Annotated in this window: 15 protein-coding genes; 10 read left to right on the top strand and 5 right to left on the bottom strand. The window is 62.2% G+C overall.

What is annotated here, in order from left to right; genetic code table 11:
- Positions 1-5: 5 nt before the first annotated feature.
- The 4 genes from AC0IYH_RS16625 (at position 6) to dctM (ending at position 4,012) form a co-directional block, all read left to right on the top strand.
- A complete protein-coding gene (locus AC0IYH_RS16625; RefSeq protein WP_471835200.1) occupies positions 6-821 on the top strand; it encodes an HpcH/HpaI aldolase/citrate lyase family protein in 816 nt (271 codons plus the stop codon).
- A gap of 177 nt (positions 822-998) precedes the next feature.
- Complete coding sequence (locus AC0IYH_RS16620) at positions 999-1,982, top strand: TRAP transporter substrate-binding protein (RefSeq protein WP_122771983.1); 984 nt, start codon at positions 999-1,001, stop codon at positions 1,980-1,982.
- 117 nt (positions 1,983-2,099) lie between these two features.
- Positions 2,100-2,732: a TRAP transporter small permease gene (locus tag AC0IYH_RS16615; RefSeq protein ID WP_122771984.1), complete on the top strand. Its 633-nt coding sequence runs from the start codon at positions 2,100-2,102 to the stop codon at positions 2,730-2,732.
- Positions 2,732-4,012, top strand: coding sequence for a C4-dicarboxylate TRAP transporter large permease protein DctM (gene dctM / locus AC0IYH_RS16610; protein ID WP_122771985.1), 1,281 nt, complete (start codon positions 2,732-2,734; stop codon positions 4,010-4,012). Before AC0IYH_RS16615 ends, dctM begins: the two co-directional genes overlap by 1 nt.
- 56 nt (positions 4,013-4,068) lie before the next feature.
- Here dctM and ampC read toward each other — a convergent pair whose 3' ends face one another.
- Positions 4,069-5,223 carry a class C beta-lactamase gene (gene ampC, locus AC0IYH_RS16605; protein ID WP_471835197.1) on the bottom strand — a complete coding sequence of 385 codons (1,155 nt, stop codon included), beginning with the start codon at positions 5,221-5,223 and terminating at the stop codon, positions 4,069-4,071.
- 162 nt (positions 5,224-5,385) lie between these two features.
- On the opposite strand from ampC, the gene AC0IYH_RS16600 reads away from it, so the two are divergent.
- Positions 5,386-6,570 carry a DUF2252 family protein gene (locus AC0IYH_RS16600; protein WP_116629018.1) on the top strand — a complete coding sequence of 395 codons (1,185 nt, stop codon included), beginning with the start codon at positions 5,386-5,388 and terminating at the stop codon, positions 6,568-6,570.
- A 63-nt stretch (positions 6,571-6,633) separates the two neighbouring features.
- Here the strand turns inward: AC0IYH_RS16600 and yghX are convergent, their stop codons facing one another.
- Both yghX and AC0IYH_RS16590 read right to left on the bottom strand, forming a co-directional pair.
- On the bottom strand, positions 6,634-7,521 hold the full coding sequence (gene yghX / locus AC0IYH_RS16595) for a YghX family hydrolase (RefSeq protein ID WP_471835195.1): 888 nt from the start codon (positions 7,519-7,521) through the stop codon (positions 6,634-6,636).
- 44 nt (positions 7,522-7,565) lie between these two features.
- The gene (locus tag AC0IYH_RS16590) at positions 7,566-8,060 is read right to left on the bottom strand and encodes a hotdog domain-containing protein (protein WP_122771988.1); all 495 of its coding nucleotides are present in this window, start codon (positions 8,058-8,060) and stop codon (positions 7,566-7,568) included.
- Positions 8,061-8,181: 121 nt separating this feature from the next.
- Here AC0IYH_RS16590 and AC0IYH_RS16585 point away from each other — a divergent pair, with 121 nt between their 5' ends.
- Complete coding sequence (locus tag AC0IYH_RS16585) at positions 8,182-8,736, top strand: YceI family protein (protein WP_122771989.1); 555 nt, start codon at positions 8,182-8,184, stop codon at positions 8,734-8,736.
- Here AC0IYH_RS16585 and AC0IYH_RS16580 read toward each other — a convergent pair.
- Entirely contained in the window at positions 8,733-9,617 is an 885-nt protein-coding gene (locus AC0IYH_RS16580) for a DMT family transporter (protein WP_471835193.1), read from the bottom strand. The two genes, AC0IYH_RS16585 and AC0IYH_RS16580, sit on opposite strands and share 4 nt — an antisense overlap.
- 89 nt (positions 9,618-9,706) lie before the next feature.
- Here AC0IYH_RS16580 and AC0IYH_RS16575 point away from each other — a divergent pair, with 89 nt between their 5' ends.
- Complete coding sequence (locus AC0IYH_RS16575) at positions 9,707-11,032, top strand: aminotransferase-like domain-containing protein (protein WP_471835191.1); 1,326 nt, start codon at positions 9,707-9,709, stop codon at positions 11,030-11,032.
- Between the two features lie 7 nt (positions 11,033-11,039).
- On the opposite strand, the gene AC0IYH_RS16570 is transcribed toward AC0IYH_RS16575, so the two are convergent.
- A complete protein-coding gene (locus AC0IYH_RS16570; protein WP_122771992.1) occupies positions 11,040-11,471 on the bottom strand; it encodes a nuclear transport factor 2 family protein in 432 nt (143 codons plus the stop codon).
- Positions 11,472-11,681: 210 nt separating this feature from the next.
- Here AC0IYH_RS16570 and AC0IYH_RS16565 point away from each other — a divergent pair, with 210 nt between their 5' ends.
- From AC0IYH_RS16565 to AC0IYH_RS16555, 3 genes are all read left to right on the top strand, one after another.
- A complete protein-coding gene (locus AC0IYH_RS16565) occupies positions 11,682-12,779 on the top strand; it encodes an SMP-30/gluconolactonase/LRE family protein (protein ID WP_471835189.1) in 1,098 nt (365 codons plus the stop codon).
- Between the two features lie 99 nt (positions 12,780-12,878).
- Positions 12,879-13,097, top strand: a complete 219-nt coding sequence (locus AC0IYH_RS16560) for a DUF6434 domain-containing protein (protein WP_471835187.1) — start codon at positions 12,879-12,881, stop codon at positions 13,095-13,097.
- Positions 13,098-13,152: 55 nt separating this feature from the next.
- Complete coding sequence (locus AC0IYH_RS16555) at positions 13,153-13,884, top strand: CPBP family intramembrane glutamic endopeptidase (RefSeq protein WP_471835185.1); 732 nt, start codon at positions 13,153-13,155, stop codon at positions 13,882-13,884.
- Positions 13,885-13,918: the final 34 nt, after the last annotated feature.

The following is a 13,918-nucleotide window of genomic DNA, read 5'->3' as shown; positions in this document are numbered from 1 at the left end:
TCGTGATGCCAAAGCCAATAGTTCGTTCGGCGTTGTTTGTACCCGGCAGCCGCCCGGAGCGCTTTTACAAGGCGCTGGGCAGTGGTGCCGACGCGGTGATTGTGGATTTTGAAGACGCGGTGGAAGAACCGCTCAAGCGCCAGGCGCGGGACAACCTTGGGGCGTTTCTGACGGCGAACCCCGAGGCCCGGGTGTGGGTGCGTATCAACGCGCCGGAACATGCCGAGCATTTTGAGGATGTGGCGTTTTGCAAAGCTCACCCGAATGTGGCCGGCGTGCTGCTGCCCAAGGTGGAAAGCGCGGCCCAGGTGGCCGTGGTGGCGGCCACCGGCAAAGTGATCTGGCCGATTATCGAAAGCGCCAAGGGGCTGCTGGCGGTGGCCGAAATCGCCCACGCGCCGCAGGTGCAGCGCCTGTCGTTTGGGGGGCTGGACCTGGCGCTGGATTTGAACTTGAGCAGCAATTCGGCGGCCGCCAATTTTGCCCTGGACCAGGCGCGCCTGGCGCTGATCGTGCATTCCCGCGCCGCCGGCCTGGTGGCGCCGCTGGACGGCGTGCACCCGGCCATCGACGACCCCGAGGGCCTGCGACGCTCAATTCGGCATGCCTATGAAATGGGCTTCGCCGGCGCGCTGTGTATTCATCCCAAGCAAGTCGCGGTAATCCACGAAGCCTTGGCACCGAGCGCCGTAGACCTGGCCTGGGCGCAACGCGTGGTGGACGCCGGCGCCCACGGGGCAGGGGCCTACCAGATCGATGGGCAGATGGTGGATGCGCCGGTGCTGCTGCGCGCGCAACGGCTGCTGGCCGCCCAGCTGTAGCTAACCCAACCCAATCAAAATGTGGGAGGGGGCAAGCCCCCTCCCACAGTTGATCTGCATGGTTTACGGGATTGGTGTTCGTCCATGCCGAACGCAGGTATCTAAAATTCGAAATTCACTACACGCGTGACATCAGGCACCTTGCCTTACAACACAACAATAAGAAGGTGATTTTCCATGCTCAAGCTCTCCAGGGCGCTGCTGTGCGCCGCCACCTTGTTTGCCGCGGGCCTCACCCAGGCGGCCGACCCGATTGTGATCAAGTTCGCCCACGTGGTCGCCGAAAACACCCCTAAAGGCCAGGGCGCGCTGCTGTTCAAGAAGCTCGCCGAGGAGCGCCTGCCGGGCAAGGTCAAGGTCGAGGTGTACCCCAACTCGTCGCTGTTCGGCGATGGCAAGGAGATGGAGGCGCTGCTGCTGGGCGACGTGCAAATGCTGGCGCCGTCACTGGCCAAGTTCGAGCAATACACCAAGCAAGTACAGATCTACGACCTGCCATTCCTGTTCAACGACCTAGCGGCCGTCGACCGCTTCCAGGCGGCTCAGGGCAAGGAGCTGCTGACCTCCATGCAGGGCAAGAACATCCTCGGCCTGGCCTACTGGCACAACGGCCTCAAGCAACTCTCTGCGAACAAAGCCCTGCATGAACCCAAGGATGCCCGTGGCCTGAAGTTCCGCGTGCAGGCCTCCAGCGTGCTCGAAGAGCAGTTCAAGGCGATCCGCGCCAACCCGCGCAAGATGAGCTTTGCCGAGGTGTACCAGGGCTTGCAGACCGGTACCGTGAATGGCACCGAGAACACCTGGTCGAACTATGAAAGCCAGAAGGTCAACGAAGTGCAGAAGTACTTCACCGAATCCAGCCATGGCCTGATCGACTACATGGTGATCACCAACGCCACGTTCTGGAACGGCCTGCCGCCGGATATCCGCAGCACCCTGGAGCAGATCATGGTCGAGGTCACCGTCGAGGTGAACAAGCAGGCCGAGGCGCTGAACCAGTCGGCCAAGCAGAAGATCATCGATTCCAAGACCAGCGAAATCATCGAGCTGACGCCTGAGCAACGCCAGCTGTGGCGCGAAGCCATGCGCCCGGTGTGGCAGAAGTTCGAGGGTGAGATCGGAGCTGACCTGATCAAGGCGGCGGACGCTTCCAATCAGTAATTTCAGGGGCCACCGAGATCCAATGTAGGAGGGGCGGTGCGACGATTCGACTTGCCCCCTCCCACATTTAAGCTGGTCTCCACCCTGACATCTCATTTGCTTTCGCGAGGTTTTGCCATGCAAACGCTAAGGCGCGTCTGGGAGCACCTGGAGGAAGGTTTTATCGCCTTCCTGCTGGCCGCCATGACCCTGGTGACATTCGTCTACGTCATGCTCAACAACATCTACACGCTGTTCTACTCACTGGCGGATAAGTGGGCCGTGAGCAGCAGCTTCTTCGGCGCCCTGGGCGACCACAGCATGACCTGGGCCCAGGACATGACCTGGAGCGTAGCGCTGACCAAGGCCATGTTCGGCTGGCTGATTTTCTTCGGCATTTCCTACGGCGTACGCACCGCCGGCCACCTTGGGGTGGATGCGCTGGTCAAGCTGACCAAACGCCCGGTGCAACGCTTGCTGGGCATGCTCGCCTGCCTGTGCTGCCTGGCCTATGCCGGGCTGTTCATGGTCGCCAGCTACAAGTGGGTGAGCGCGGTGATGAACGCGCATATCGGCGCCGAAGACCTTGACCAGTACGGCATCGACGTGGGCGACATCGTGATCATCGTGCCCATCGGTTTTGCCCTGGTGTTTATCCGTTACCTGGAAATTTTCTACCGCATCTTTACCCACCGTCAGGTCGGGTTGGGGCTGGCCGACGAGGCCGGTGAGGCCAGCAAATTGGCCGGCAGCCATGAGGAGCGTCACTGATGGCCGTGCTCTGTCTATTCCTGTTGTTGTTTGTGTTCATGTTCCTCGGCGTGCCCATCGCCATTTCCCTGGGGTTGTCCGGCGCGGTGTCGATCCTGATGTTCAGCCAGGACTCGGTGAGTTCGTTGGCGATCAAGCTGTTTGAAACCTCCGACGCCTACACCTTCCTGGCCATTCCGTTCTTCCTGCTCTCCGGTGCGTTCATGACCACCGGCGGCGTGGCGCAGCGCCTGATCGACTTTGCCAATGCCTGTGTCGGGCATATCCGTGGCGGCCTGGCGATTGCGGCGGTGCTGGCGTGCATGCTGTTTGCGGCGTTGTCCGGCTCATCGCCGGCCACGGTGGCGGCGGTGGGTTCGATTGCCGTGGCGGGCATGGTGCGTTCCGGTTACCCGAAGGAATTCGGCGCGGGGATCATCTGCAACGCCGGCACCCTCGGCATCCTGATTCCGCCGTCGATTGTGATGGTGGTGTACTCGGCTGCCACCGAAACCTCGGTGGGCAAGCTGTTCATGGCCGGGGTGATCCCGGGGTTGCTGCTGGGGCTGATGCTGATGATCGCGATCTACATCGTCGCGCGCATCAAGAAACTGCCGGCCCAGCCACGCGCCACGTTGCGTGAATGGCTGACCTGCGCCCGTCGGGCATTCTGGGGCCTGTTGCTGCTGGTGATCATCCTCGGCGGTATCTACAGCGGCATGTTCACCCCCACCGAAGCGGCGGCGGTGGCAGCGGTGTACTCGGCGTTTGTCGCGCTGTTCGTCTACAAGGACATGAAGCTGCGCGATTGCCCCAAGGTGCTGCTGGAATCCGGGCGCCTGGCGATCATGCTGATGTTTATCATCGCCAACGCCATGCTCTTCGCCCATGTGCTGACCACCGAGCAGATCCCCCAGGAAATCACCGCCTGGGTGATCTCCGAAGGGCTGACGCCGATTGGCTTCTTGATCATGGTTAACGTGGTGCTGCTGATCGCCGGCAGCTTTATGGAGCCTTCGGCGATTGTGCTGATCCTGGCGCCGATCTTCTTCCCGATTGCGATGAAGCTGGGGATCGACCCGATTCACCTGGGGATCGTGATGGTGGTGAACATGGAAATCGGCCTGGTGCACCCACCGGTGGGCTTGAACCTGTTCGTGACCTCGGCGGTGACAGGGTTGAGCCTGGGGCAGACCATTCGCGCGGCGTTGCCGTGGCTGATGATTTTGTTGGTGTTCCTGATCATGGTCACGTACTTGCCGTTTATCTCCCTGGCCTTACCGCACTGGCTCGGCATGTAACACAGCTCAAGTGTGGGAGGGGGCTTGCCCCCTCCCTCATGATTTTGCATCCGGCGTTAATTATCCATCGCACTCAAAATCGCATGCGCCACTTTCACCCGTTCGGCATTCGGGTAGTTCTTGTTCGCCAGGATCACCACGCCCATCGACTTGCCCGGCACATACGCCACATACGCGCCAAACCCGTTGGTGGAACCGGTCTTGTTTACCAGGCTGTCAGCGTGGGGCGCCTGCGGTGGGGTCAGCCATTCGACCTTGTGCGGCTCCATGGCCATGGCTGTGGAGTTGCCGTCAATCAATGCCTTGAGCTGGATAGGGTAGCGGTGCATTTCCCAACCCAGGCCCTGGGTCATGCCGTCGACCCGGTAATACCCGGTGTGGGTGATGGCGATTGCACGTTGGATGTCTTTGCCTCGGCCTGCCGGGTTCATAGTGACGGCCACGTAGTGCAGCAGGTCCTTGGCGCTGGTCTTGATGCCATAGGCCTCGCTGTCCAGGGCGCCGGGGCCGACGCGCACCGGTTTGCCGTCCTTGCCGTAGCCCTGGGCATAAAGGGACATCTGGCTCGCGGGCACCTTGAGGAAGGTGTGCTTGAGCTGCAATAGCGGCAGCAGGGTTTTTTCCATCGCCACATCGAACGGCTGCTTCAGGCTCAGCGCCGCGAGGTAGCCGAACAGGCCCAGGCTGGGGTTGGAATACCGGCGTTGGGTGCCGGGGGCGAAGTCGGGTTTCCAATGCTGGAAGTAGCTGATCATGCCTTGAGAGTTGTCCGCCTCTGGGGGGAATTGCAGGGGCAGGCCGCCGGCGGTGTAGGTGCCCAGGTTGAGCACGCTGATGTGGTCGAACTTGCCGCCCGCCAGTGCGGGCAGGTACTGGCTGGCCGGTGCCGAGAGCTTGAGCTTGCCGGTGGCCACGGCATAACCGGCGAGGGTCGCGGTGAAGGTTTTGCTCACCGAGCCGATTTCGAACAAGGTGTTTTCGCTGACCGGCTGGCGCGTGCTCTGGTCGGCGACGCCATAGTTGAAGTAGTTCACCTTGCCGTCCTGGATCACCGCGACGGCGAGGCCGGGAATGGCCTGCTGCTGCATCAGCGGTTTGACGCTGGCATCCACCACCGCCTGCAAATCGCTGGCGGCCAGGCAGTTGCCGGCGGCGAGAAGGGCTGCGATTGCCGTGAAACAACGCACGCCAGTCAGCAAATGTTGGGACATGTTTACGCTTCCATGAAAATGATCGATCGAACCAAGCGCCTGCGCGGGCGAGGGCAAATGTAGGCAGTTCACACGCCCAAGGCAAAAAGAATATTTCAGAAACATAATGAAACATTTGCCGATGGCCAACGCTCTACCGCAACACCTGCACTGAGTTCTTTCATGAAAACACCGCGCCCCTCCGCTCGTATGCCTCACCTGACCCAACTGCGAAACCTGAAGATGGCGCGCTCGGCCCACGCGTATGTACGCGGCAGTACCGTGCAATTCTACGACTGGCTGCACAGCCTGCCCGGGCGCCGCTTGCCCCACGGCCCGGCCATCTGGATCTGCGGCGATTGCCACGCCGGCAACCTCGGCCCCACGGGGGACAACAAGGGCCGCATCGATATGCATATCCGCGACCTGGACCAGGCGGTGATCGGCAACCCGGCCCACGACCTGGTGCGCCTGGCCCTGTCCCTGGCCACCGCCGCGCGCGGCTCGGACCTGCCGGGGGTAACCACTGCGCGCATGCTCGAAGAGATGATGGTGGGTTACGAGCAAGCCTTCAAAGACAAACCCGATGCGACGCCGCCGCGCCCGTCCCAGGTCAAGGCCGGGATGCGCAGCGCGGTGGAGCGCACCTGGAAGAACCTGGCCCGCGAGCGTATCGACAACGTGCGGCCGACCATCCCATTGGGCAAGCATTTCTGGGCGTTGTCACGGGCGGAAAAAACCGCGCTGGAAAACCTCTGTGCGTCGGATGAAATCCACCAGTTGGTTACCTCGCTCAAAGGCCGACCCAAGGACGCCAAGGTTGAACTGCTGGACTCCGCCTATTGGGTCAAGGGCTGCAGCTCCCTCGGGCTGTTGCGTTATGCGGTTTTGCTCGGCGTGGGCGACAAGGATGATCAGGAATATTGCCTGATCGACATCAAGGAAGCCGTCGGCGCGGCCGCACCGCGTGCCGCGCGGGCGAAGATGCCCAGGGACAACGGCCGCCGAGTGGTGGAGGCCGCGCGCCAACTGTCACCCGGTTTGGGTGAGCGCATGCTGGCGACGCGGTTTCTGGATCACGGTTTTTTTATCCGTGAACTGCTGCCCCAGGACATGAAGCTGGAGCTGGACGAGTTGAGTGAAACCGACGCCATGCACGCTGCCGGCTACCTGGCGCGCGTCGTCGGTATCGCCCATGCCCGGCAGATGGACCGCGCCGCTCGCAAGGACTGGATGGCGGTGCTGCAGGAGAATCGCTCAAAGGAGTTGGATGCACCGTCGTGGCTATGGACCAGCGTGGTGCAGTTGGTGGGTAGCCATGAGCAAGGCTATCTCAACCATTGCCGGCGCTACGCCCTGGAACACTGATCCACAATCTGCTGAAAAACCAATGTGGGAGGGGGCAAGCCCCCTCCCACATTTGGATTGTCTTCAGGCCAGGTATTTTTTGAACCAGCCCAAGGTGCGCTCCCACGCCAGATTCGCTGCAGCCTCGTCATAACGCGGCGTCGAGTCATTATGGAAACCGTGGTTGGCGCCCTTGTAGATATATGCCTCGTACGTCGTGCCAGCGGCCTTCAGCGCCTTTTCATACGCCGGCCAACCCTCATTAATCCGCGTATCCAGCTCGCCGTAATGCAACATGATCGGTGCCTTGATGCGTGGCACATCCTTGGCCTCCGGCTGCCTCCCATAAAACGATACCGCCGCGCCCAGTTCCGGATAGGCCACCGCCGCCGCATTGGTCACGCCGCCGCCATAGCAGAAGCCGGTGATGCCGACTTTGCCGGTGCTGCTGTCGTGGTGCATCAGCCATTCGATGGCGGCGAAGAAGTCGTTCATCAGTTTGGTCGGGTCGACGGTCTGTTGCAGCGCCACGCCTTTTTCGTCATTGCCGGGGTAGCCGCCCACCGAGGTCAGGCCGTCTGGCGCCAGGGCGATAAAACCGGCCTTGGCCAGGCGTCGGGCGACGTCTTCGATATAAGGGTTGAGGCCTCGGTTTTCGTGCACCACCACCACGGCCGGCAATTTGCCGGCGGCCTTGGCTGGGCGCACCAGGTAGCCGCGCACGGTACCGTTGCCCTTGGGCGAGGGGTAGGTGACGTAGTCGGCGACGATGTCCGGGTCGGTGAATTTCACCTGTTCGGCCAACGCATAGTTGGGACTCATGGCCGCCAGCAGGGCCGAGGCGGTCAGGCCGCCAAAGGTGAACAGCGCGGCACGGTCGAGAAACTCGCGACGGTTGATCTTGCCGTGGGCGTAGCCGTCGTAAAGCTCCAGCAGTTCGGGGGCGAAGTCTTTCGCGGTCAGACGAGTCATCGGTGCAATCCTCGATTAGCGGTGGCAGACAATGTAGACCAGGTTCAGCCCTCGCGGCCATGGGCGGCGGCGGCCAGTTGGCCGGTGTCCACGCGCACGAACAGCGAATCGCCGATGGCCGTGAGCACCTCGCCCGCGTACACCTCGCAGACCACGCGGCTTTTGCGCCCTACCTCGCCTTCGACCCGGGCACGCAGGGTGAGGGTGACGCCCATGGGCGTTGGCTTGATAAATTTGACGCCGAGGTTGCCGGTGACGCAGTCGATACGTGGCAGGCTGCCGGGCTCGCGTTGTTCGGCGCGGTAGTGGTAGGCCATGGCGGTCCAGTTGGAATGGCAGTCCACCAGCATGGCGATCAGGCCACCGTAGACCAGGTCGGGCCAGCCGCTGTATTGGGCGTCGGGCAGATGCTCGGCGACTACGTGCACGCCGTCCGCATCCCAGCGGCTCTTGATGTGCAGGCCATGGGGGTTGCTGGCGCCGCAGCCGTAGCAGATGCCTTGCGGTGCGGTGATGTCCTGGAGTGAAGGGGCTTGCATGTAACGTCCTTATTATTTTGGGCGGCTATCCTGTTTATCAGAGCAGGGCGCGCATGGGAATAAAACCGTGGGATAAGGTGTTAGCTCAGTGCCTGTGTGCTGTCCTCTTGTGGAGCGTTGCATGAAGCCTCTTATTTACCTGGCTGTCCTCCTTGGTGTTTGCGCCAGCGCGCAGGCGGTGGAGTACAACGACGTCAACCGCACCGCCAGCCAGATCAGCTTTACCTACAAGCAGTTGGGGCAACGGGTGTATGGCACCTTCAGTGACTTTGAGGGCACGCTGAGCTTCGATACGCAAAAGCCCGAGGCCGGGCACGCACTGCTCAAAATCCAGCTGGCGAGCATCGATGCCGGCAGCCCCGACGCCAACGACGAGCTGCAGCGCGCGTCCTGGTTCGACACCGCGACCTACCCGGTCGGCGTATATGAATCCACTGGCGTCACCGCCCTGGGGGATAACCGCTACACGATCAGCGGCAACCTGACGATCAAGGGCACCACGCGGCCGGTGCAGGTGGACGTGGTGCTCAAGGAGCAAAGCGGCATCGGCGTGTTCGACGGTGAATTCATCCTCAAGCGCGGCGACTTCAAGATCGGCGAGGGCGAGTGGGCGGGCAACAGCGTGGTGTCCAACGACATCAACATCAAGTTCAAGATGGTCGCGCCGCAGCGCTAGCGCGCGAACTGCTTCGCGCCGGCCACGCAGCCGATCACCGCGACTGTCACCAGTAGCATGCCCAGGCTGACGTGCTCATGCAGTAAGCCCGCCGCCAGGGCCAGGCCAAAAAACGGTTGCAGCAACTGCAACTGGCCAACGGCGGCGATGCCACCCTGGGCCAGCCCGCGGTACCAGAAAACAAAACCGATCAACATGCTGAACAGCGACACATAACCCAGGCTCAGCCAGGCCGGCAGGCTGATGCCGCGCAAACTCGGTGGCGCTAGGATCAGGCTCAACGGGAGCACCACCGGCAACGCCACCACCAGCGCCCAGCAGATCACCTGCCAGCCGCCGAGGCTGCGCGACAGCGTGGCGCCTTCGGCATACCCCAGGCCGCACACCAGCACCGCCAGCAGCATCAGCAGGTCGCCCAGCGGCGCCGCGCTCAAGCCCTGGGCCACGGCATAGCCCATCACCAGCGCGCTGCCCAGCAACGAAAACAGCCAGAACACCGGGCGCGGCCGTTCGCCGCCACGCAGCACGCCAAACACGGCGGTGGCCAATGGCAACAGGCCGATAAACACGATGGAGTGCGCGGAGGTCACGTATTGCAGCGCCAAGGCCGTGAGCAGCGGAAAGCCGATCACCACGCCCAGCGCGACGATCACCAAAGGCATCCACTGCTGCCGCGCGGGGCGTTTTTCCTTGAGCAGCCACAGCATCAGCACGCCCAGCACGGCGGCAATGGCGGCGCGGAGCATGGTCAGGAACACCGGGTCGAACTCCATCACTGCCAGGCGCGTGGCCGGTAACGAGCCGCTGAAGATCACCACGCCGATAAAGCCGTTGATCCAGCCTGCTTTGCTGGTGTCCTGAGTGCTGAGGGTACGTTCCATTAAGGTGTGCTCGAAAAGAGGGGTTGCGTGGTCGCCATCCTAGAAGCGAGGATTAAGACAATCAAAAAATTGTCATGGATACATCGCCTATGCCACGCGCCCGCTACAAGTCATTGGTCGACACCTTCGCCGCAGCGATCCGCTCGGGCAGCCTGGCGCCCGGCACGCGCCTGCCCACGCACCGCCAGCTGGCGGCCGAGCATGGCCTGGCGCTGGTCACCGCCAGCCGCGTGTACACCGAGCTTGAGGCCATGGGCCTGGTCAGCGGGGAAACCGGGCGCGGCACCTTCGTGCGTGAAATTTCGCTGCCGCCGGGGCAGGGCAGTGGGCAGATGACGGTCACGGCGGGCATGCTCGACCTCAATTTCAATTACCCGTCATTGCCCGGCCAGGCCGACCTGCTGCGCACGGCGCTGCGCCAGCTGGCGCTGTCGGGCGACCTGGAAGCCTTGTTGCGTTACCAGCCCCATGCCGGCCGCGCCCATGAGCGCGCCACCGTGGCGCGGCATCTGCTCAACCGAGGGCTGACGGTGGACGCCGCGCAAGTGCTGGTGGTCAACGGTGCCCAGCACGGCTTGGCGGTAACCCTGATGACGCTGCTCAAACCGGGGGATGTGATCGCCGTCGACGCTCTGACCTACTCAGGCTTCAAGGTATTGGCCGAGACCCTGCACCTGGAAATGCTGGCGATCCCGGTCAGCGCCAGTGGCCCGGACCTGGACGCGCTGCACAGCCTGTGCCGTAAACGCCCGGTGCGCGCGGTGTACTGCATGCCGACCCTGCACAATCCGCTCGGCTGGGTGCTCAGCCTGGCGCACCGCGAGCACTTGGTGAGCATCGCCCGGCAGCACAACCTGATGATCATCGAGGACGCGGCCTACGCGTTTCTCGCCGAGGACGCGCCGCCACCGGTGGCCACCCTGGCGCCGGAGCGCACGGTGTATGTCGGCGGGCTTTCCAAGAGTGTCGCCACCGGTTTGCGCGTGGGCTTTATCGCTGCACCGCTGGCGTGGGTGAAGCCGTTGGAGCGCACCATCATGGCCACCACCTGGAATGTGCCGGGGGTGATGAGCGCGATTGCGGTGGCGTGGATCGAGGACGGTACGGTCGCGCAATTGGAAGCGCAAAAACGCGAGGATGCCCGGGCCAGGCAGGCTGTGGCGGCGCAGGTCCTGCAAGGGCTGGGGTATGTCAGCCATCCCGCGTCGTATTTTTTATGGCTGCCGCTGGCCGAAGACGCGCGCGCCGATCAGGTTGCCATGAGCTTGCAGCGCGAGGGCATTTGCGTCTCCACCGCCGAGCCGTTTGCCGTCTCGGCCCATGTGCCCCACGCGTTGCGCCTGGCCTTGGGGTCGGTGGAGATGGGTGCCCTGCGCGAAGCCTTGGTAAAGGTGCGCAGGGCGGTAGCGTGGTGAGCCGGTATCAGTATTTGTAAGCCTGACGACCGATCAGCAGCCACTTGCCTTTCTGCTTCTGCCAGACCTGGAAGTTGTCGATATCGGTCGGCACTTCAACGCCGCTGTTCACGGCCAGGGCGTGGAAGTGGTTGCGCACCAGGGCGGTGTCGCCTTGCAGGGTGACGGTCTGGTTCTGCATTTCGAGGGTCTTGAACGCGCTGGTGTGGGTTTCCAGGTCGGCGATGAATTGCGCCTTGTTCTGCACCTTGCCGCTGGAGTGGCCGTAGGTGAGTTTATCGCTGGTCAGCGCGTGCAACTGCTTGAGGTCCAGGTGCAGCATGGCTTGGGTCAGTTGGTCGACCGCTTGGGCCACTTCCTTTTCGGCGGGGGCCGGCGCGGCGGCGACATAACCGCTGAACAGGCACAGAAAACCGATCAGCACTTTGACGTTTTGCATGGGTGTTTCCTTATTGTTGTTGGGGATGTTCGGATAACACGTTACTAAATGTGTTGTCGTACAACATGCAATAGATTGGGGTGATTTGGAAAGTTAAATTTCGCGTATGGGTGTGATTGCTCGGGTATCTATTTGATTCTGTCTTGTACGATGTCTCATCACGCGTTAAAAATGGCCTCCCGTCTAACAATAAAATAACGGAGACACATGATGGATATTTCCCCTTTGCCTGCCCAAACGGACCACAGCCGCCGCGTCTTTCTCAAGCGTTCGCTGGCGGTTTCCGCCTCGGTGGCGGTGCTGGGCAACCTGCCTCGATTGGCAGACGCGGCAGAGCCGTTGAGCCAGCGTTACCCCGACCCTCTGGTCAAGGTGCTCGATGACAGTTTCCTCGAGCTGCGGTTGTTCAACGCCAGCGTCGAACGACTCGCCACCGGCTTGCGGTGGGCCGAAGGGCCAGTGTGGGTTGGTGACGGGCGCTACCTGCTGCTCAGCGATATCCCCAATAACCGCATCGTGCGTTGGGACGAGGTCACCGACAGCCTGTCGGTGTACCGCGAACAGTCGAATTTCTCCAACGGTATGTGCCGCGACCGCCAGGGCCGCCTGTTGGTCTGCGAAGGCTCGACCACCTTCAAGGAAGGGCGGCGCATCACCCGCACCGAGCACAACGGCAGCATCACCGTGCTGGCCGACAGCTTCGACGGCAAACCTTTCAATTCGCCCAACGACATCGTGTGCAAGCGCGACGGTTCGGTGTGGTTCAGCGACCCGCCATTCCAGACCGGCAACAACTACGAAGGCCACAAGATCACCCCCACCCAGCCCCATGGGGTCTACCGGATTGGCGCGGACAGCGGCAAGGTCACGCGGGTGATCGATGACCTCAACGGTCCCAACGGCCTGTGCTTCTCGCCGGACGAAAAGACCTTGTATGTGGTGGAAGGCCGGGCCAAACCCAACCGGCTGATCTGGGCCATCGACGTCAAGGACGACGGCACCCTCGGTGCGCGCCGCAAGCATATTGAAGGCCTGGAGTACGCCGCGCTGGACGGCATCAAGTGCGACGAAAGCGGCAACCTCTGGTGTGGCTGGGGCGGCAACGGCGACCCCAAGGCCGACCTGGAAAAGCTCGACGGTGTGCGCGTATTCAACCCTCAGGGCAAGGCCATCGGGCATATCTCACTGCCGGAACGCTGCCCCAACCTGTGTTTTGGTGGCAAGGAAGGCAACCGCCTGTTCATGGCCGGCAGCCATTCGATCTATGCGCTGTTCGTGAATACCCGAGACGCCGGTTTCGCTGCATGACGCGCTGAAAAAAGTCACGCTCGGCGCCGGTGAGTCGGCGCCGAGCGTGGCATTTTTTGGTTATGCTGCGTGCTCCTGTGATTTCAGAGACGCAAGCAAATGGATTTTGACTGGCACAGCGACCCCATCACCCGCGCCACGCCCGTGACCCCTCAGTATAAAAACACCCAGAACGTACGCCGTTTCATGCTGGAGCACTGCGGCCCGGGGTTTAAATTCGACCGGCCATTCATGGCCTGGATTCGCAACGACCAGCCCAAGACCCTCGGTGATGTGGTGGATGAATGGCAGCGTCGCAACCAGGGAAAACGCGCATGACCCTCTCGGCGGCGGTGCAGGTCGATATGATTGCTGTGGCCCAGGGCTGAGCACGATGGTTAGCCAAGGCATGGTGGTTCTGACCCACTACGGCACTCACCTCGCGCCGGGCCTGGCGCTGTTCGGCCTGTGGTTTGCTCTCACGCCCAAGGCGTTGACAGCTCTGCGTATCCTGATTCTGCTGGGGGCGTTTGTGCTGATGCGCGACGCGATGACGCCACTGGGCATGTGGGCGCTCAGCAATGCGGTGAGTATCAGCTTCAGCGCCAATACCTTTGTACTGGCGGCTTTGGGTGGGCTGTCGCTGTTGATGATTGCGCTGCTCGCGCGGGTGGCGCCGCAGCTATGGCGGCTGGTAGTGTGGACCAAAGCTCATCTGGCGACAGGGCTGGTGGTGGGGCTGGCCGTTGGCTGTTTGATCGGTGTGCCATTGCGGCTTTATCAAGGCATTGAGGCGCAGGCGATTCCCGGCTATTGGGCGTGGCTGCCGGGTATGGTGGTGCTGGCTTATGGTGGCAATGCGCTGGAAGAGGTGCTGTTTCGCGGGTTTTTGCAGGGGTACCTGGAACAACAGGTGACGCCGCTGCGTGCGGCATTACTCAGTGGCGTGGCGTTTGCGGCCTGCCATGCTTTCCTGGCCCTGAGTGTTACCCAACTGGGTTGGCCGGTGTTGCTGTTTACCCTGCTCGAAGGGCTGGCCTGCGCGCTGGTGCGCATGCGTTTCGGGGTGCTGGCGGCGACGCTGGCCCATGGCACGGCAATCTTGTTGATTGCGGTGCCGATGTAAAACGCGGTCAAAAAATGTGGGAGGAGTGTGTTCT

It is taken from the genome of Pseudomonas sp. AC463 (assembly GCF_979253585.1).
This window is presented reverse-complemented; position numbering and strand designations above follow the sequence as displayed.